General features: G+C 33.2%; 19 protein-coding genes and 2 tRNA genes. 15 read left to right on the top strand and 6 right to left on the bottom strand.

The features are described 5' to 3' along the window. The first annotated feature begins 3 nt into the window (after positions 1-3). From GKZ86_RS12445 to GKZ86_RS12415, 7 genes are all read left to right on the top strand, one after another. On the top strand, positions 4-831 hold the full coding sequence (locus GKZ86_RS12445) for a hypothetical protein (protein WP_154783437.1): 828 nt from the start codon (positions 4-6) through the stop codon (positions 829-831). 92 nt (positions 832-923) lie between these two features. Next, positions 924-1,190, top strand: a complete 267-nt coding sequence (locus GKZ86_RS12440; RefSeq protein WP_317173541.1) for a DUF1214 domain-containing protein — start codon at positions 924-926, stop codon at positions 1,188-1,190. Between the two features lie 8 nt (positions 1,191-1,198). Further along, positions 1,199-2,590: a DUF2252 domain-containing protein gene (locus GKZ86_RS12435; protein ID WP_154783435.1), complete on the top strand. Its 1,392-nt coding sequence runs from the start codon at positions 1,199-1,201 to the stop codon at positions 2,588-2,590. A 305-nt stretch (positions 2,591-2,895) separates the two neighbouring features. Next, positions 2,896-3,474 carry a DUF4136 domain-containing protein gene (locus GKZ86_RS12430; protein WP_154783434.1) on the top strand — a complete coding sequence of 193 codons (579 nt, stop codon included), beginning with the start codon at positions 2,896-2,898 and terminating at the stop codon, positions 3,472-3,474. A 491-nt stretch (positions 3,475-3,965) separates the two neighbouring features. Further along, positions 3,966-4,805 carry an AraC family transcriptional regulator gene (locus tag GKZ86_RS12425; protein WP_230328247.1) on the top strand — a complete coding sequence of 280 codons (840 nt, stop codon included), beginning with the start codon at positions 3,966-3,968 and terminating at the stop codon, positions 4,803-4,805. A gap of 69 nt (positions 4,806-4,874) precedes the next feature. Continuing rightward, a complete protein-coding gene (locus GKZ86_RS12420) occupies positions 4,875-5,852 on the top strand; it encodes a transporter (RefSeq protein WP_154783432.1) in 978 nt (325 codons plus the stop codon). A 61-nt stretch (positions 5,853-5,913) separates the two neighbouring features. Further along, positions 5,914-7,101 carry a BamA/TamA family outer membrane protein gene (locus tag GKZ86_RS12415; RefSeq protein ID WP_154783431.1) on the top strand — a complete coding sequence of 396 codons (1,188 nt, stop codon included), beginning with the start codon at positions 5,914-5,916 and terminating at the stop codon, positions 7,099-7,101. Positions 7,102-7,168: 67 nt separating this feature from the next. On the opposite strand, the gene GKZ86_RS12410 is transcribed toward GKZ86_RS12415, so the two are convergent. Together GKZ86_RS12410 and GKZ86_RS12405 are read right to left on the bottom strand one after the other, a co-directional pair. Next, positions 7,169-8,062 (bottom strand): CPBP family intramembrane glutamic endopeptidase, encoded by an 894-nt coding sequence (locus tag GKZ86_RS12410; RefSeq protein WP_154783430.1) that lies wholly within the window; start codon positions 8,060-8,062, stop codon positions 7,169-7,171. A gap of 78 nt (positions 8,063-8,140) precedes the next feature. Next, complete coding sequence (locus GKZ86_RS12405) at positions 8,141-8,938, bottom strand: AraC family transcriptional regulator (protein ID WP_194632432.1); 798 nt, start codon at positions 8,936-8,938, stop codon at positions 8,141-8,143. Positions 8,939-9,183: 245 nt separating this feature from the next. Between GKZ86_RS12405 and GKZ86_RS12400 the strand changes: the two genes are divergently transcribed. The 5 genes from GKZ86_RS12400 to GKZ86_RS12380 all read left to right on the top strand — a co-directional run bounded on the left by GKZ86_RS12400 (position 9,184) and on the right by GKZ86_RS12380 (position 13,311). Further along, positions 9,184-10,380, top strand: a complete 1,197-nt coding sequence (locus tag GKZ86_RS12400; protein ID WP_154783428.1) for an aminopeptidase C — start codon at positions 9,184-9,186, stop codon at positions 10,378-10,380. 189 nt (positions 10,381-10,569) lie between these two features. After that, positions 10,570-10,758 (top strand): hypothetical protein, encoded by a 189-nt coding sequence (locus GKZ86_RS12395; protein WP_154783427.1) that lies wholly within the window; start codon positions 10,570-10,572, stop codon positions 10,756-10,758. Beyond that, a complete protein-coding gene (locus tag GKZ86_RS12390; protein WP_154783426.1) occupies positions 10,755-11,321 on the top strand; it encodes a hypothetical protein in 567 nt (188 codons plus the stop codon). The genes GKZ86_RS12395 and GKZ86_RS12390 overlap by 4 nt, the downstream gene beginning before the upstream one ends. A 2-nt stretch (positions 11,322-11,323) precedes the next feature. Continuing rightward, positions 11,324-11,548: an ABC-three component system middle component 6 gene (locus GKZ86_RS12385; RefSeq protein ID WP_154783425.1), complete on the top strand. Its 225-nt coding sequence runs from the start codon at positions 11,324-11,326 to the stop codon at positions 11,546-11,548. Further along, positions 11,539-13,311 carry a DUF2326 domain-containing protein gene (locus tag GKZ86_RS12380; RefSeq protein ID WP_154783424.1) on the top strand — a complete coding sequence of 591 codons (1,773 nt, stop codon included), beginning with the start codon at positions 11,539-11,541 and terminating at the stop codon, positions 13,309-13,311. Before GKZ86_RS12385 ends, GKZ86_RS12380 begins: the two co-directional genes overlap by 10 nt. 134 nt (positions 13,312-13,445) lie before the next feature. On the opposite strand, the gene GKZ86_RS12375 is transcribed toward GKZ86_RS12380, so the two are convergent. The 4 genes from GKZ86_RS12375 to rseP form a co-directional block, all read right to left on the bottom strand. Next, positions 13,446-13,835: a helix-turn-helix domain-containing protein gene (locus GKZ86_RS12375; RefSeq protein ID WP_154783423.1), complete on the bottom strand. Its 390-nt coding sequence runs from the start codon at positions 13,833-13,835 to the stop codon at positions 13,446-13,448. A gap of 560 nt (positions 13,836-14,395) precedes the next feature. Beyond that, positions 14,396-14,469, bottom strand: a tRNA-Asn gene (locus GKZ86_RS12370). 38 nt (positions 14,470-14,507) lie between these two features. Beyond that, positions 14,508-14,581, bottom strand: a tRNA-Asn gene (locus tag GKZ86_RS12365). A gap of 83 nt (positions 14,582-14,664) precedes the next feature. Next, entirely contained in the window at positions 14,665-16,008 is a 1,344-nt protein-coding gene (rseP, locus tag GKZ86_RS12360; protein WP_154783422.1) for an RIP metalloprotease RseP, read from the bottom strand. A 199-nt stretch (positions 16,009-16,207) separates the two neighbouring features. On the opposite strand from rseP, the gene GKZ86_RS12355 reads away from it, so the two are divergent. The 3 genes from GKZ86_RS12355 (at position 16,208) to GKZ86_RS12345 (ending at position 20,031) form a co-directional block, all read left to right on the top strand. After that, complete coding sequence (locus tag GKZ86_RS12355; RefSeq protein ID WP_154783421.1) at positions 16,208-17,278, top strand: NADH:flavin oxidoreductase/NADH oxidase; 1,071 nt, start codon at positions 16,208-16,210, stop codon at positions 17,276-17,278. A gap of 168 nt (positions 17,279-17,446) precedes the next feature. Beyond that, positions 17,447-18,487 (top strand): Gfo/Idh/MocA family oxidoreductase, encoded by a 1,041-nt coding sequence (locus GKZ86_RS12350; RefSeq protein ID WP_154783420.1) that lies wholly within the window; start codon positions 17,447-17,449, stop codon positions 18,485-18,487. Between the two features lie 326 nt (positions 18,488-18,813). Beyond that, complete coding sequence (locus GKZ86_RS12345) at positions 18,814-20,031, top strand: MFS transporter (RefSeq protein WP_154783419.1); 1,218 nt, start codon at positions 18,814-18,816, stop codon at positions 20,029-20,031. The last annotated feature ends 137 nt before the right edge of the window (positions 20,032-20,168 follow it).

Below are 20,168 nucleotides of genomic sequence, written 5' to 3'. Positions count from 1 at the left end.
ATTATGAAAAATACAAGATTAAATATTTATCTCAAATGGCTATTCGTTGCATTTTTTTTCCTTTCGAATTTTATGATTTTTGCGCAGGACGAACAAAAAACAAGTGCAAGTGCTCAGGAATTAGCCGATAAATTGGCAAACCCGGTTGCAAGTTTAATTAGTGTGCCTTTGCAGAATAATTTAAATTATGGCATCGGGCCTTTTAACGGATCAAAATACACCATAAATATACAGCCGGTAATTCCTTTTAAATTAACAGAAAATCTAAATTTAATTACCCGTTACATATTGCCGGTAGTAGATCAAAGAGATATTACAGGTGAAAACACACATCAATTTGGATTAAGCGATGCAACAGTTACGGCTTTTTTTGCTCCTAAAACAAAAGGACTTATTTTAGGAATTGGACCTGCATTTTTGATTCCAACCGCTACAGATGATTTTCTGGGAACAGAGAAATTTGGAGTTGGTCCAAGTGCATTAGTAATGCATCAGGGAAAAGGGCTTTCGATAGGTTTTATCGCCAATCAAATCTGGTCAGTTGCAGGAAATAAAGACCGTGTAGATTTTAGTCAGTTTTACACACAGATATTTCTTTCTCATAGTTATAAAAGCGGTGCCAGTTTAGGTATAAGTTCAGAAATCACTCAAAATTGGGAAGGTAAGACAACCCAGATTACCATCAGTCCAAGTATTGGAGCTGTGACCAAATTAGGAGATCAGGTGGTTCAGTTTGCAATTATGCCATTAATACCAATTGTTGGTCCGCATGAAATTAGACCTGATTGGGGTTTGAGAGCTGTTTTGGCATTCGTTTTTCCAGGATCATAAATTGTTTAGAATTTTATTTATCATAAAAAAATACGATATAAAGTCAAAAATTTTATCAATTATAATAATGAGTTGTTTGGCTTTGTGTACCAATTCTAACCGCTTATGACCGCGAAACACACGCTCTTATTTTAAATATGAAATATGCCGGGCGTGGTTCAACTACTCCCGGACTTCAAAAAAACAGCGATGGTTTTGTAGATATTTACTTTGGTGCAAAAGCGCCTTCAGGAAAAGAATCTAACTGGTTGCCAACGGATTCAAAACGAAAATTCGAATTATTAGCTCGTTTTTATGGACCCGAAAAAGAATTTTTCGAGAAATCCTGGAAAATGGGTGATTTGGAAGAAGTAAAGTAAAAGCAGGTATGTTTGACAAAATTGAAAATAAAAGTGAGATAGTATTTGATCCGATAGCTTCAAAAGCAGAACGTTTTGAAAAAGGTGTTGCGATTAGAAAAATTATGCCCAGATCTGTTCATGAAGAATGGAAATCGTTCGAAAACAGAAAAGATCCGGTGGCTATTTTGATTGAAACGAGTGTTGGAAGAGTAGAAAGTTTGCTGCCAATACGATATAGCAGAATGATGGAGTCGCCGTTTTCGTTTTTTAGAGGCGCAGCAGCAATTATGGCGGCAGATTTGGCACAAACGCCCAATACAGGAATTTATCTTCAGCTTTGTGGCGATTGTCATTTAATGAATTTTGGAGGATTTGCAACTCCTGAGCGTAAGTTGGTTTTTGATATTAATGATTTTGATGAAACATTTCCGGGTCCGTGGGAATGGGATTTAAAAAGACTGGCCGCAAGTTTTTCTATTGCTGGAAAATGGAGAAAATTTTCGGATAAAACCTGTAAAGAATTTGCATGGCATGTGGCTGACAGTTACAAAAGGCATATGCTGGAATATAGCAAATTATCTGCCCTTCAAATTTGGTATGCTGATATTGATCTGGCAGAACTTATTGAAATGGGAGAAGATGAGGAACTAAAATCGTTTCAGCAAAAGCGAATTAAAAAAGCAGCGGAATATACAGCGCATGAAAAAGAATTTGCAAAAATGACTTATCAGGAAGGTTCGCGAGCCCGAATAAAAGATGAACCTCCTCTCATTTATCATCCAACAGGTGAACTAGGTGAGCGAATTTTGAAAGAAGCTCAAATTGTTCATGAACGTTATATAGAATCATTATCTGATGATAAAAAAGTGCTTTTAAAGCGATATTCATTACACGATTTGGCGATTAAGGTGGTAGGTGTAGGAAGTGTAGGGACTATTTGTGGCGTTAGTTTGCTGATGTCGGCAACGGGCGAACCCATTTTTTTGCAATTTAAAGAAGCAAGAAAAAGTGTTTTAGAATCGAATGTAAAAGTTGAAAATAAGTATAGTAATCAGGGCGAAAGAATTGTAATGGGACAAAAACTAATGCAATCAGCGTCAGACATGTTTTTAGGATGGACCAATGATAGTCAGAATAAGTTTTTTTATATCCGCCAGCTTCGGGATGCAAAAGTAAAACCGGTTCTTGAAATTATGAAACCTAAAAATATTATCGACTATGCAAAAGCCTGCGGATGGGCGCTGGCAAGAGCACACGCACGTTCTGGAGATGCTTCGTTATTATCCGGATATATGGGAAATAGCGATGAGTTTGCAAATGCAATAGCGAAGTTTTCTATTGCATACACAGCACAAAATGAAGCTGATTATAACACAATGTTGAAGGCAATCAAAGAAGGAAGATTGCAAATATTATAATGATTTTTTAATATTTTTTTATAAATAAATAATTACAAAATATAAAATGCACATAAATATATTTTTACAAATTATATTTCGTTTTGTAGGTTTATACTTTTAAAAAATTATTTATTTTTATGATTATTCGGTTAATTCAAGAAAATAAATTATCTTTGTTTCGATGTAATTTGTTGTTTTGCAGTAAGTTATATTAATTATAAGCCTAGTGGAATTATTTTCCTCAGTTCATGCCAATTTTGAAGAAATTTATTTTTTAATAAGTTGAAGTTTCACTCTATTAATAATAATTTAAACATCGCAAAATGAACAAGAAAAGAAACACTCTTCGCATAATCCCACTATTATTTCTGGGCTTTATTTACAGCTGTTCTCCTACTGTGAAAGTTACTAGTGATTATGACCATTCAGCCAATTTTAGTGAATTCAAAACCTTTGCTGTTTATGATTTAAAAGCACAGGAAGGGCAGGTTAATCAATTAAATGTTGAACGGGTTACAAAAGCAATTCGATCAGAAATGATTGCCAAAGGCTTTACAGAATCAAGTAATCCTGACTTAAAAGTAAATGCTGTATCTATTTTAAAAAATAAGCAGTCAGTAACCGCAAACTCTGATTTTTATGGTTATGGAGGAATGTATCGTCCATACGGATATTGGGGCGGCGGCGCAATGATGGGCGGCGCTACAACAACATTTAATACTTATGACTATGTTGATGGTTCATTGGTAATTGATATTGTATCTACAAAATCACAAAAATTAGTTTGGCAAGGAATCGGTAATGCACAAATTGACAGCAAACCGGACAATCCTGAAGAATTTATTGCCAATTCAATTAAAAAAATACTTGAAGGTTTCCCTCCTGGCTTAGAAAAAAAATAGCCTCGTACAAAAAGAAAAAGCCATAAACTTTCAATGAAGGCATTTGTACTTATCCGTTTTACGGATAAGTATAAGCCTTTATACAATTCTGACATCCCCATTTTCAAATTATTTGAAAAGAGAATCCGTTTAAAATAATTAAACCAAAAACCATGATAGATATAATACTTTCCCTATTCTTTTTTATTGCAACCTTTATTGGTTTAGCAACATCTTTTATGGTTCTCTTTTCAAAAAAAAAATTTTCAAAATGCTTTTTTTTAGGATTATTCCTGTTTAGTCTGACCGTTGTAAGCATTTACAATTTTTATTTGTCGGCAAACATTTTAAAAAATTTTCCCGATATGTTTATCGTAACAAAGTCTTTTATTTTTCTGGTAGCTCCCAGCGCTTTTTTATACGTGAGAAAAGTTTTGTTTGAAGATAAAACATTTAAAAAGCATGACTACCTGCATTTCGTACCCTTTGCGATATACTTTAGTTTAACCTTTATGGCCTGGATTGGAAATTTTACTGATTTTCGATTCTTCGATTACCTTTCAGTAAAAATCAATAACCCTTTTTCTATGTTAAGTTTAAGTGTTTGGTTAATATATGCTTTTTGCCAAACAATGATGGTTTTAAATTATGACATAAAAAAAATCAAAGGAAATCAATTTCATAAAATAAAAATTTTAGGCTGGATAAGAATTTATAACCTGGTGATTTTGTTTTTGTTTTCGACCCTTTTCGTGCATTATTTTTTAACGAACGGATTAGATACGCTCGATTTCTCCTGTTATATTATGATTTCTTCAGTTTTGATTTTTACGGTAGCATGGCTGTATTTTAAACCACAACTTTTTTATGATCCGGTAGAAACCACTATTAATGTTTCAGATATAGAAGAAGATTCTATAGTTATAAAAACAAAAGAAACCAGAAATATTCTGCCCATCGTTAAAGAATTAACACCAGATAAAAAACAAGAATATCTCGCCAAACTGGAAGTTGTTTTTATAACCAAAAAACTTTTTTTGAAGAAGGATTTTGTAATTCGTGATTTATCAGAAGAAACAGGAATATCAGTACATCATCTTTCTAATTTAATCAACTCAGAATTTAACCTTCATTTTCAGGATTATGTGAATTTAAAAAGGATAGAATATTTTAAAGACAAAATAAACGATCCAAAATGGAAAGATCTGTCGCTTGAAGGAATGGCATGGGGATCCGGATTTAAATCACGAACCACTTGTTTTAGAGCTTTTATAAAACACACCGGAAAATCACCTTCAGAATATTTTAAAGTAATTCGGATCAATTCAAACAAACCAACACTTACGGTTTAAAATAAGTCAAAACCAAAAAAAATCAAATGTCAATAGTAATTGCGAAATCGCAATTTTTAAAATATAGTTATGAAAATCGAATATAGTACACCAAAACAAACCATAAGATTAATAACAACAACATTGTTTTTATTTCTTTCCTTTTTTAGTAATGCTCAGCTAAAAGGAGGACACATATTAGGCGCAATGGGTTTACAATCAGGAACGCAAACGCCGGCCAATACTTTAAGCGTATATGTACCGGGTTATCTTTATGATGCTGGTTCTTTACGCGATGAAAACGGAGATAAATCAATAGGAAATCCTGATATTACAATGTTTATAACAGGAGTTGGAGCCTCGTATGTAAGCGACTTTAAAATTTTGGGCGCTAACTATGGCGCGACTATTTTATTGGCTTTTGCATCTAACACCATTCAGGGAAATTCTATTGATGCCAAAAATTCACTTGCCTTTACAGATATGTTTATACAACCCATACAATTGGGCTGGCATAATAAAAGAGCCGATTTTGTTGTTGGTTATTCATTATATCTCCCAACCGGAAAATTTACGGCAGGAGCTTCAGACAATGCAGGTTTAGGTATGTTTATGAATGAATTTTCAGCAGGAACAACCGTATTCTTCAACGATAAAAAAACATTTCATTTTTCGGTATTGGCGGCGTATGAAATAAACAGTAAAAAGAAAGATACTGATATAAAAACCGGAGACATTTTAAGTTTTGAAGGAGGCTTGGGAAAAACTTTTTATTTGAAGAATGCAGAAAAAACAGGACTAAAAGGAATATTAAATGCCGGCGTAATTTATTATTTGCAAGGTAAAGTATCAAACGATAAAATCCCGGTTGGTAATTTTGTTCTTGAACCTACAAAAGACAGAATTGCAGGAATTGGAGCTGAGGTAAATTATTTTCATATAGGTTCTAAAACTTCTGCGGGATTACGCTGGGTTTCTGAATTTGAAGCCGTAAACCGTTTTCAGGGAAACACCTTTTTCCTTACGCTGGCACATGTGTTTAGCCTTGCAAAAGAAATAAAAGACTAGCTTTTGAAGTACTTCAAAATTGATGTTTTTGCTGAATAAGATAAATCTTAAATTAGTTTAAATGAGAAATGCATCTTCAGGTTCTATCGTAAAAAACAAAAAATTAATTCAAAGAATAGTTTTTATGTTTGTAGTGTTCTTTTTGTCATTTCAAACAACAATAGCGCAAAAAATTCATATTACGACCAAAGATTCTCTTGACGGAGCTTTCGATTTAAGCGATTATATCATTTATGCACACGGTTTTATTGTAATTCCAACCGTTATTACAGAACCTGCTTTGGGCGGAATTGGCGGCGCAATCGTTCCGGTTTTTCTTAAAAAACGTCCGCCGGTTGTAGATGAAAATGGTAAAAAACGTTTTATAAATCCAGATATAACGGGAGGAATTGGTATGTATACCGAAAATAAAAGCTGGATGGCTGGTGCTTTTCGGTCTGGAACCTTAGTGGATTCCAGAATTTTATACCGTGTTATGGCTGGTTATGGCGATATGAATTTATCATTTTACGCCAATAATATCCCAAACGCAAAAGATCAGGAATTTAAACTCAATTTTAGATCGACTATTTTTTATACACAATGGCTCAAACAATTTCGAAATGCAAAATGGAGCGCAGGCCCACAATATCTCTTTTTAAACTCAAAAATAAACCTGCCCGATGTTGATCTTCCGCCGCCATTTGTACAGCCAAAAGATATTAAAAGCACCATAAGTCAGCTAGGAGCTGCAATTCAGTTTGACGGGCGCGACAATATATTTACACCAGATAAAGGAATACGGCTTCAGTCAGACTTTTTTTGGTCAGATAATGCAATTGGGAGCGATTATGATGCCTGGCGCGTCAATTTATCGGCAATAGGATTTTATCCCTTAACAAAAAAATTAATTGGCGGGCTTAGGGTAGAAGGAGAGCAGGCGTTTGGGAGTCCGCCTTTTTATCTTTTGCCGGGAATCAACTTAAGAGGAATTCCCGCAGCAAGATATCAGGGAAAAACAAGCATCGTTACCGAAGCTGAATTGCGATGGGATTTATACAGAAGATGGAGTCTTATGGGTTACGGCGGCTTAGCAAGTGCATTTAACGATTGGGACAAAGCTTTTGCCAAACCTGTAGTTTACAGTTACGGAACCGGTTTCAGGTATTTATTAGCCCGAAAATTCAAATTAAGAATGGGTGTCGATGTTGCAAAAGGTCCCGAAGAATGGGCGTATTATATTGTATTTGGAAGTAATTGGATGAGATAATTATTAATTGTGAAAAATAAAATAAAAATTCCCGATAATTGGTATCGGGAATTCGAACTGATTTGTGTTAATTCGTGAAATTGGCAGCTAAAACTTTTTTATCGTTTTTCCAATATGGTTTAATGATTTTATTTTCTTTATGAATCAAAACCAATAATAAAACGGTTGCAAATGCACAAAAAATAATTGCTTGTATCGATCCTTCAGGACCAAATGCTCCACCGGTAATAAACTCCGGACCTTGTATTTTGGCTTCTATTAAGCTATTTGTTTTTTCGTTTCCAGATGTGATAGCTCCAAAAATTCCTGATTGTGTAAAATTCCATGCAAAATGCAAAGCAATCGGAATCCATAAATTACGGCTATAAATAAAAATAGCTCCAAATAAAAAGCCTGCTGTAGTGATGCATATTCCCGAAATTAAAGTGCCGTTAGGATTTGCCAAATGAAGAACTCCAAACAGAACTGCAGAAAAAGTCAGCGCAATATAGCTTCCCAGTTTTTCCTCCATAATTCTAAATATAATACCGCGTACCAAAATTTCTTCGATAATGGCTACCGTAAACATAATAGCAAATGGTATCAGGATAAATGAAATGGGATTGATTTTTACAACACTATAACTTCCGTTAAGGTAAATTACTAAAATTGTTAAGGATTGCAAAACAAAACCAATCGCAGCCCCGATGAAAAGATTTTTAACAAGTCCTTTTGTGGCAAATTCTGTTACCACTCTTTTATCATACTTTTTAAAGAAAACAATGTAGCTCAAAATGCAGGATGCCGAAACAAAAAAACCTTTTAGAAGATTTCTGTAATCTTTATCAAGAGATGTTAAGGCAAGTAATTTTGAAGCAATTTGCTGTCCGATAATAACAACAGCCATAAAAACCAGTAAGGCAAGAAGAATTTTGATTACTGGGGAATTAAATATTTTTTGTTTTGTAGTCAGGACTTCCATTTTGATTTTGTTTAAGTATTAATCTGAAACAAATTTAGGTTGTCGCAAAACCAAAAAATAGAATGAAATTTGCCTGTCTTATAATTTTTGAAATTGTTTAGGTAAAAATCCGGTTTGATTTTTAAAAGTTCTGATAAAATGACTCTGATCTGCAAAACCACACTGAAACCCAATTTCTGTCAAATTACTTTTGTTGGATTCTATTAGCGAAAGCGAACGATTTATTTTGATTCGGCGCATATATTCGCCCAAAGTACAACCGAAATATTTGGGAAAATGCTTTGATATTGTAATCGGATTTAGGTTTAAAACCTGTGCCAAATCCTGCAAATTCGGGTTTTCATTCCAACAATCATTCAATAATTCGTTTAAACTTTTTACCCAAAACGGACTCTTTTCAAATCGTTCTAAATGACTGTTTGTGTTCGATAATTGAGCAAATAACATATTGATTGTATCGCCCGAAAAAGCATCGGCAACCAAACTTTCCTTAAAAATTTTCAGGATTAAAAATTTCGTAAGTGTTGCATTTTGAATCGATTTTTCGATAACAGCTTCACTAATCTGAAGTTCTTTCAGCAAGTTTTCCTCAATTTCGATATTGATATTTTTAGATGGAAAAAGCGTATTGTGATTTAGGTGCAATTCATCACTATGGTAAAATAATAACGAACCCGGACCAACAACTTCGCTAAAGTTTTTTCGTTTCTCAGAAGTTCCGCCTTTCAAAAAAAGTGTAATATGCGCATTATTGTGCGAATGCCAGCCTTCGTAAACCTTATTGTGATACTCCGTTTCTACAACAGCAATTCCCTGCGTATTGTTAAAGATACTTTTGGTATTGCCTAAGTATTTCTCTTTTTGAAGTTCGTACATTTCAGATGGATTGTGTGGCATTTAAGCAACCAAAATAATACTTATTTGGCAAATAATGATTCACGATTGAATTTTCGTTACAGATATTAATAAAGTATTGCATATTTTGTAAGGTTATATCGATTAATAAAAACATTATGTAATTATTAACGGCAAATAGTTAGTATTTTTATTTATTATTTAATTGATTTGTAACAAATATAAAGGAGCGGCTACTAATTAGTCAACTATTTAAATCATTGATTATGTATAAAATTACGATGAAATCAGTTTTCGTTGCATCTGCTTTTTTGGTTGGTGTTAGCGGCTGTTTCGCACAGGACATTTTAGTGAATTCGCTAAAGCTGAATGCAAGTGATAAAAGTAAAGAGAACTTTAAATTCACAGAGCAAATAAACCTTGGTACAACTTCGGTAAAAACACAAGGTTCTTCCGGAACATGTTGGAGTTATTCTACAAACTCATTTTTAGAGTCAGAAATGATTCGTTTAGGAAAACAGCCTGTAGAATTATCTCAGATTTACTCAGCAAGAAACGTTTATGTAGAAAAAGGAATTAATTATGTGCGTATGCATGGCGCTGTTACTTTGGGTGACGGAGGTGCGCTGCATGACGTAATTAATATGTATAAAAAATACGGAACTGTACCAAGAGAAGTTTACACAGGATTAAACTACGGAACTGATAAAAATAAATTTGGCGAAATGTCAGCGCTTATCGAAGGTGTTTTGGCTGCTGTGGTTAAAAACCCAAATGGAGAATTAACGCCAAACTGGCAAAAAGCGTATGCTGCCGTTATCGATTCGTATTTAGGAAAAGTGCCGGAAAACTTTACATACAAAGGAAAAAATTACACGCCACAATCGTTTGCTAAAGAAGTAGTAGGAATTAATCCTGACGATTATATCGAAATGTCATCGTTTACAACATCGCCTTATTACCAAAAAACAACCATGATGGTTCCGGACAACTGGTCGTTTGATCAGGTTTACAATGTAAAAGTAAACGACATGACAGATGTTATCGACAATGCTTTGAAAAAAGGATATACTGTAGCGTGGGCGACAGACGTAAGTGAAAAAAGCTTTAGCTGGAAAAATGGTGTAGCTTATGTTCCAACAAAAAAATTCGACGACATGACAGCTGAAGAAAAAGCAGACATGTTTAACGGACCAAAACCAGAACCGGAAATTACGCCAGAAATGCGTCAGGCTGCGTTTGACAATTACACAACTACAGACGACCACGGAATGCACATTATTGGTCTTGCAAAAGATCAAACGGGAAGAGAATATTACATCGTAAAAAATTCGTGGGGAGAAACAAACGACTACAAAGGTTTCTTGTTTGTAACCAAAAATTTCGTAAAATATAAAACGACTGCTTTAATGGTAAATAAAGGTGGAATTCCTACTGAAATTGCTAAGAAGTTAGGGGTTTAAAATAGATTTTTTCTTTAATGATATGAAAAAGCGCCACAAGTAATTGTGGCGCTTTTTTTTTACAAAATAGATACAATGTTTTTTGCACAAAAAAACCTATATTTATTGTTTTTTAATTGCTAATACATTTGAGTAATTAAGGAAATTTTACATTTTGTTAAATGAGTTATAAATAAATTATTTTTATAAATGGATATACTTAATATTATCGCGGCATTTGCAACTATACTGTCATTTATAGTATCGATTTTAGTTTACAATAAAGTAAACAAAATTGATAAAAGTATAAATATGAAGAAAAGCAAAAAGGAAAAGAACAATACAATAAAAGGAAACGATAATGTTGTTTCAGGAAGAGATTCTAATATTAAGAGATGAAAAAGAACTCTGTTACAGGCAGAAATAATATTGTTGCAAATAGAGATGTTAATAATATATTTCAAATGCAGGCAATTAACCAAGAAGTTGAACTTGGAGTAATAAATGAAATATTTGATTTTGTAATTAAAGAAGCAAAATGTCTAGATTTAGATGAAAGCAAAAAAGCATTTACATCAGATAGGCTTATACATATAGTAAAAAAGATTAGTATTAATTTTTGTGAAAAAGATGAAATTGTTGAGGTAAAACAATATTTTACTAATTTATATTCTAAAATACATAGTGTTGAAAAATCTTTTCAGGCTCTAAATGAAGATGATCAACAATCGATTCATTTCTATGTTTCAAGTAAATATTTTGATTTGAAACGATCTGAAATGAAACCAATAGAAATTTTGAAAAATTTAGCAGATATATTTATGCCTCCAAGTAGTATAAAAAATCCTACTTATGTGAGTATTGCCCAATCAATTGTACTTTTTTTCTTTGATGATTGTACTATATTTGAAAAAACAGTAGATGAATCAAATGAGCAACTGGATCTTTTTGCAGATTTATAATTATGTTATTACCAACTAAACATCAAGATTTAAGCAATAACATTTTAGTGTTAGGAGCTGATATTCTGTATTTTTTAAAGAAAGACAGTTACACTCCTGAGGAAATTTTTCAGAAATTAAAAAACGAGAAAAATGTCACCTTAGAATATTTATTTGATGCTTTAACTTTTTTATGGTTAATTGAAGCAATAACTTTTACAGATAACAAAGTCACTAAATGTATTTAGAAAAAATTTATTCTGAGCCAGAAGGCCTTTTTCCAACGACTGAGTTCAGGAATGGACTAAATATCATTTATGGTCAAAAAGAAGAGCAAAGTCCTAAGGATTCTTTAAATAGTATTGGGAAATCTACTTTTTTAGATTTAATAGATTTTTGCTTGTTATCTTCTTACCAAAAAAATCATAATCCTAGGTTATTTGCAGCAAAACATTTAATGCTTGGTTTTGATATTGTTTTGGAGTTTTCTATTAATGAAATTAAATATATTGTCAAGAGGAATGTTGAAAATCCAAACATAGCAGAATTTGGCAAATTTGGTGATGAAATTAAGATATATTCAATTGATAATTTAAAAGAGGTTTTTTCGGTATTAATTTTTAAAACAAAAAATTATCCTGGTAAGTTTAATATTAAATGGTTTAGACAACTAATATCTTTTTATATAAAAATTCAAAAATTTAAACAAGCTAAGTTTTTAGATCCAATCAAATATATTTCAGAACTATCAGAAGTACAATTAAACATATTTCATTTTTATTTATTGGGTTTAGACAATTCGATACCTTTTAAATTATTTAAATATAGAACAGATCAAAAAGGATTGGAAACCTCTTTAATTGAAATTAAAAGATATGCAGAAGAAAAATATGATTTAAAAAATCTTAAAGATACTCAGAATGAAATAAATAGGCTTAAAGTTGAAATTGATAAATTAGAAATAGCAATTAGTAGGTTTGAATTAGGCGAACAATATAGTGATGCTGAAACTGAAGCAAACAAACTTACTGAATCGATTAAGAGCAATTTGTATCAAAGTTTCGTTGATAGGGAAAAGATTAAATCCTATGAAGAGAGCTTTTTATTGCCGGAAAAGGTTAATATAAGAAGGATTACTTCAATGTATAAGCAAGTTTCCGAAGACTTGTCTATTAAGATAAAGAAAACAATACAAGAAGCTATTGCCTTTAGAAATGAATTGTCAAATTCAAGAAAAGAATTTATTAGTAATGAAATTGATAGATTGAAAAAATTTATCAAAGAAAGAGAAGAGATTTTAAAAGAATTAGAGGAAAAAAGAACAAAACTGTTTTATTTTTTATCAGCAAAAGAAGCTATTTCTGATTTAACAGAAGCTTTTTTTAATTTAAGTGATAAAAAAACAAAACTATCGGAATTAGAATCAAATACGAAAGTTTTATTTGATTTAACAAGAGAGCTCAACGAGATAGAAACCGAAATTAATAAGCTAAAAAATGAATCATTAAATTATATAGATTCAATTAGTAATCTTATTGCAGATTTTTATAAAAATTTTAATGATGTATATAATGCAATTTATATAGGTAATAATGAGTTTTCTCGTTTTTCCATTACACAAAATTTAAAGAAAGATAGTTTAATCGAAATTGATATATCTTTACCTGATATGTTTGGAAAAGGGAAAAACCAAGGTAGAACTTTAATTTATGACTTGTCAATTTTAATATCAAATATCATCAATACAGAAAACTTTCCGCGATTTTTAATTCATGATGGTATTTTTGATGGTGTTGATAAAGCTCATTTTGTTTCTGTTTGTGAATTTATTGACGGTTTTGTAAATGTTGGAAAAAAAATACAATACATCACAACAATAAATGAAGAAGGAACTTTAACGGCTGATAAATTTGGAGATATTGATCATGTAGATCCAAAATATATTGAGGAGAATTCAATTTTAATTTTGTCTCCTAAAAATAAATTATTTGGCAGTGATTTTGGACAATAATAAGTGGATAAAATATTTATCAGTTTTATTTGTTTCAGGGTTTAAAATCTTTCTAAAGAACTAAAAATCATGTTAATAAGAAAGATATATTTTGGTAGATCTTTTTCTTATTTAATGATAGGTTTTCAAAAAATTCACTTCCCTTTCAACAACTTCTCTAAATATTCAACTTTCTCTTTTTCAGCCAAAACTAAACGCTCATAAAGTTCAACAACTTTATCAAGAGGATTAAAAGTACAACCATAATTAAATGAAGAAGCATTGTCATGATTATTAATTGTATTTCCAATAATATTTAAAACCGCTTCTTCAGAGAAATTTTTAATTCCTTCAACAGACACGCCTAAAACTTCAGCAATTGCTTTAAGTTTTTCTTCATCTATAGTTTCACTGTTTTCAATAGCAGAAATAGCCTGTTGGTTAGTTCCTAAAGCTTGCGCTAATGCTTCTTGTTTCATATCTCGAAGTTCACGAATGCGGCTAATTTTTCGCCCTATATGGTTTGGTTTTGCTAGTGTGCTCATAATTCAAAGATATTTAAAATTCCTGAGAAAATTATTGGTGCCGTAAAATACGGGGTTGTATTTGTGTGATACAAATTTTGTGTGTTTGTGGCTTTGGTTAATTGCGATTGTATTAAACAAAAATACAATTTTTCGCACAGGTAATTATTACTTTTTTCCATTTGGTTTAATGCAAGTTTTACTTTTTGTGTTGTATTTGAAATTTGCTTGTTTTTGTCGAGTTTCTTGCGAAGATTTCTCGTTCCTCGAAATGACACAGACTGTGGGTTAACTTTTTTTGTCATTTCGACCGGAGGGAGAAATCACACTAGAAGCTCCGTAATCATAATCGCCAATCTTTGTAGAGTTCCTTGCGGAGATTCCTCGTTCCTCGGAATGACACAGATTATCGATTAAGAGTTGCGGAGGAACAGATTATATTGTAGGGATGGATTTTAATCCATCATTTGCAAGCAAAATAACCAATCTTTGTAGAGTTTCTAGTGCGATTTCTCCTTTCAGTCGAAATGACAAACCAGTATAAACAAAAAAAGACGATCATTTGATCGTCTTTTTTTAAGCTCCCCCTCTTGGGCTCGAACCAAGGACCCTCTGATTAACAGTCAGATGCTCTAACCAACTGAGCTAAGGAGGAATCACCTTAAAGGTAAATATGTTTGCTAAAAAAAGTTGCTCCCCCTCTTGGGCTCGAACCAAGGACCCTCTGATTAACAGTCAGATGCTCTAACCAACTGAGCTAAGGAGGAAGTTGTTGCTCTTTTTAGCGAGTGCAAATATAGTCGAATTTTTAATTTCCCAAAAATATTTTCACACTTTTTATTAAATATTTTTACCTGCCTACAATTGCCTTGTAAATATCGTTTCCGTTAGCAAACAAAAGCAGTGTTATAAGTAGAACGAAACCAACCATTTGTGCGTTCTCTAAGAATTTATCGCTTGGTTTACGGCCACTAATTATTTCGTATAATAAAAACATAACATGACCACCATCTAGCGCCGGAATTGGCAATAAATTCATAACTCCAAGCATAATTGATAATAAAGCCGTGATCGACCAGAATGTTTCCCAGCTCCAAGTGTTCGGAAAAATGTTAAAAATCGCCGCAAAACCACCTACTTGTTTGTATGCTTTTGTTTCCGGATTAAAGATCATTTTCAATTGTTTTCCGTAACCTACTAATTGGTCTTTTCCTTTTTCTAATCCAACCGGAATAGATTCGAAGAAAGTATATTCTTTTGTGCTTATTTTATAGTATCCTAATTTGTCTAAAGATTTAACGTCTAAACCACCAACAGCAATACCCAGTTTTCCGTCTTTAGAAACGTTTACAGTAATAGGAGTTTCTTTTAGGTCACGCAATACAACTGCAGGAATAGTTTTTCCTTTATGGGCATCTAAAATAACTTTTGCTTCATCAAAATATTTTATTTTCTGACCATTAAGGCTCAAAATTAAATCTTTTGGTTTTAAAGCTGTATTTGTAGATTCTTCTGAAATTTTACCCACAACAAAAGGCATTCTGATCCCTACAAGAAATCCTTTTTCATGTTTAGATAACTGGTCAACAAAATCCTTCGGAATATCGATGGTTTGTTGTTGTCCGTTTCTTTCAATTAAAATATGTTTAGACATGATCACATTCATGTTCATATCATTGTCGAAATTCTCTACTTTTTTACCATCAATAGAAATGATTTTATCACCAGTTCTAAATCCGGCTTTAAGCATAACAGGATTTTCGATATAAACACCATCTTTCAAGTCAGCATTGGCTACATAAGTATCGCCGTAAGCAAACGCCATTCCTATATATATAATAAAAGCCAGAATAAAGTTTACCGTTACACCGCCCAACATGATGATTAAACGTTGCCATGCCGGTTTGGTACGAAATTCCCAAGGTTGAGGTGGCAAAGCCAGTTGTTCCTTGTCCATACTTTCGTCAATCATTCCTGAAATTTTCACATAACCTCCCAAAGGCAGCCATCCAATTCCGTATTCAGTTTCACCGATTTTCTTTTTTAACAGAGAATATTTAACATCAAAAAATAAGTAGAATTTTTCGACTCTTGTTTTAAATAATTTAGCAGGAATAAAATGTCCTAATTCGTGAAGAATAATAAGTAAAGATAAACTCAATAGAAATTGAGAGAGTTTGATAACTATATCCATTTTGTATTTTTAGTTCGTAATTTAACGCACAAAAGTAACGTTTCTATTTTAATTTGATAGTGCAAGATAATACATAAGGTTTTAAATGTTTGTTAATTAATAAACATTTAGATTTCTAGTTTTAGTTAGAAGCCTTAACTTTACTTTTTCAACGCTATCGTACTCAATAGGTAGCTTAAACCTGTTTAACGTTACATTTATGGCCTCATTATTATTTTCTCCTCTTACTATAAAAAAAATTACCTTCAAAAACAGAATCGTTATTTCGCCAATGTGCCAGTATTCTGCCGTTGACGGATTTGCAAACGATTGGCATTTGGTTCATTTAGGAAGCCGTGCAAGCGGAGGCGCCGGATTAATCATTCAGGAAGCCACAGCGGTTTCGCCCGAAGCCAGAATTTCGCCTTCAGATCTTGGAATCTGGAAAGACGAACACATTCAAAAACTAAAAACGATCAACGAATTTATCGTTTCACAAAACTCCATTCCCGGAATTCAATTGGCGCATGCAGGTCGAAAAGCAAGTGTTTCGATTCCGTGGGAAGGAAATAAAAAATTAGATTTCGCTCAGGGCGGATGGCAAACCGTTGCGCCAAGTGCAATCGCATATCACGATAACGAGCCGTTTCTTCCGGAAGCTTTAGACAAAAACGGAATCCAGAAAGTGATTTCAGATTTTAAAACAGCCACAAAAAGAGTTGTAGAAGCGGGTTATAAGGTTGTAGAAATTCACGGAGCACACGGCTATTTATTACACCAGTTTTTATCGCCTTTAACAAATACAAGAACAGACGAATATGGAGGAAGTTTTGAAAACAGAATCCGTTTTACATTAGAAGTTGTAGAAGCAGTTCAATCAGAATGGCCTTCAGATTTGCCTTTAATCGTTCGACTTTCAGCAACAGATTGGGCAGAAGGCGGATGGAATCCTGAAGAATCTGTGAAACTTTCGGCAATTTTAAAAGAAAAAGGAGTTGACTTAATCGACGTTTCATCCGGCGGATTGGTTTCACATCAAAAAATTGAATTAAAACCAGGTTATCAGGTTCAGTTTGCAGAGAAAATCAAAAAAGAAGCTTCGGTTTTAACAGGCGCAGTTGGTTTAATTACCGAGGCAAAACAAGCCGAAGAAATTTTAGAAAAAGGTCAGGCCGATTTAATTTTGTTCGCCAGAGAATCTTTAAGAAACTCGAATTTGCCTTTAGATTTCGCCAAAGACTTAAACGACGAAACCCAATGGCCAAACCAATATGTAAGAGCTAAAATTTAAGGAAATATAGCCACAGATTAAAAGGATTATTTTTCGCCACGAATTGCACGAATTTACACGAATTAATTTTAAGCGTACTGATTTGTGTAAATTCGTGCAATTCGTGGCAAACCTTAAAAAAAATCATTTTAATCAAAATGATTTGTGGCAAAAAATAAAAAATAAAAGATGAAAAAAATAAAAACAGCACTATTATCATACGGAATGTCGGGGAAAGTTTTTCACGCTCCATTTTTAGACATTCACGAAGGATTTGAATTATTAGGTTCTTGGGAAAGAAGCAAAAAACTAATTCAGGAAGATTATCCAACCGTAAAAAGTTATCCTACAATCGACGAATTATTAGCAGACGATGTAGAATTAGTAATTGTAAACACGCCCGTTGGCACACATTACGAATACGCAAAAAAAGTACTTTTAGGAGGCAAACATGCCGTTGTCGAAAAAGCTTTTACCACAACCGTTGCCGAAGCCGAAGAATTAGCCAAAATTGCTAAAGAAAAAGGATTAAAATTAGCCGTTTTTCAAAACAGAAGATGGGACAGTGATTTTAAAACCATTCAAAAAATAATCAAAGAAGGAACTTTAGGAGATTTGGTCGAAGCCGAATTTCATTTCGATAGATACAATCCGTTATTGAGCCCGAAAGCACATAAAGAAACCATAAATGATGGTGCCGGAATCCTGAAAGATTTAGGTCCGCATTTAATCGATCAGGCCGTTTGTTTGTTTGGTTCCCCAAAATCGGTTTTTGCAGATATCCGTTTCACCAGAGAAAATTCTTTAGTCGATGACTGGATCGATTTATTATTAATTTATGAAGATTTCAGAGTACGTTTAAAAGCCAGTTTTTTTGTGAGAGAAGCAAATCCTGCATATACGATTCACGGTAAAAAAGGATCTTTCTTAAAACCTCGCGGCGATGTTCAGGAAGATGAATTGAAACTCGGCAAAAAGCCAAATCTAGAATCCTGGGGAACAGAACCGGAAATCTTTCAGGGACTTTTGCACACAGAAATTAACGGAGAATTAGTTCGTGAAAGAATACCAACACTTCAGGGAAATTATTTTTCATTTTTTGATGGCGTTTACGATTCTATTACAAACAACAAGCCAGAACCTGTAACAGCCCAGGACGGCGTAAAAGTAATGCAGATTATTGAAGCCGCAATTGCAAGTAATGCACAACGAAAAGCAATTAATTTGTAGAAGTTTGCTTGTTTTAAGGGACAAAGGTTCTGAGGTGCAAAGGGACAAAGGTTTCCTGTATATTTGCATAAAAAAGACGCAATGTTGCTATTTGCCTCTGTGTTACAACAATTACATTATTTTTTATGATGGATAAAATCGGCATAAAAAAGATGTACTACAAGTACGCCTGTACAAAAAACCTTTGTCCCTTTGCACCTCAGAACCTCAGTCCCTAAAAAAAAATTATAAACAATAACGTTATAAATTCAGGAACTAGTCGGGTTTGGTAGTCTATAAAGTAGCTTTTTAGTACTTTTATAGTATAATCCCAAAATGCATTTATTTTGATAGACTTCAATCCATTATCACTTTTTCAGACCAAAGGAAAAATCAAGAAAGTTTTTAGAGAAGCAAAAGCCTCTTATTTAAACCGAATTCGTATTGCTGTGGGAATGTTTTATTTTGGAATGGGTTTGAGTTTTGCAACCTGGGCAAGTAGGATTCCGGATATCAAAACAGCCTTGCATTTAACCGAAGGCGATTTGGGTTCGATACTTTTTGCGCTTCCAATGGGGCAATTAATTATTATGCCTTTTTCAGGAAAAATGGTTACCAAATTCGGAAGCCACCGCATATTGGTTTTCTCCTTAATAATGTACGTTTTGTGCCTTGCTAACTTAGGTTTGGCAACAACCGCTTTACAATTATCCTTAGGATTATTCATGTTTGGATTGTTTGGAAACTTAGCCAACATTGCCGTAAACACACAAGGCGTTTATACCGAAGTTCTTTTCAAAAAAACAATCATGTCGTCTTTTCACGGCATGTGGAGTTTTGCCGGATTTACAGGTGCTTTGGTTGGTTTAGGAATGCTAGCTTTAAATTTAAGTCCACTGCATCATTTTCTAATTGTTGGTGCTGTTGTCATATTAATGGTTGTCTTTAATTTTAAATTTTTGGTGAGAGCCAAAGAAAAAATCAAACCTAAAACCGAAGGTAAAAAGTTATTTGTAAAACCGGATAGCGCTTTGATTTGGCTTGGCGTAATTGGTTTTTGCAGTATGGCAAGCGAAGGCGTTATGTTCGACTGGAGCGGTGTTTATTTTAAAGATATTGTTCAGGCTCCGGGACCTTTAGTTATTTTGGGCTATACTTCATTTATGATTATGATGGCCAGCGGACGCTTTTTGGGCGACGGACTCATCAATAAATTTGGTCGTGAACGTGTCATGCAAATAAGCGGCGTTATGATTTCTGCCGGACTTTTTACCGCTGTATTTCTTCCTTATATTATTCCGTGTACCATTGCTTTTATGGCCGTTGGTTTAGGAGTTGCCACCATTGTTCCTACCGTTTACAGTATGGCCGGAAAAAACCCAACAGTTCCGCCCGGTGAAGCTTTAACAATTGTTTCGAGCGTAAGTTTCCTTGGTTTCTTAATGGGTCCGCCGGTAATTGGACATGTTGCTGAAAATTTCGGGCTTCAATTCTCTTTTGCTTTTATCGGAATCTTTGGTGTTCTGATCGCTTTTATGGTTTCTAAAATTAGAACAACAGCTTAAAAAATTATTTTTTGCAAATAGCATCGATTAGAAGATTTACGAGAGACTTTTATATTCTCTATTTTAAATTTGTAAGAATTTATTTTCTTTTTAATTATTTTTATACATACATTTGAACCTTGAGTTATTTGTCTTAC

The organism is Flavobacterium sp. LC2016-13 (genome assembly GCF_009707955.1).
Taxonomy (GTDB): Bacteria; Bacteroidota; Bacteroidia; order Flavobacteriales; family Flavobacteriaceae; genus Flavobacterium.
Note: the sequence above shows the minus strand (reverse complement) of the source record. Positions and strands in the feature narration are given on the sequence as shown.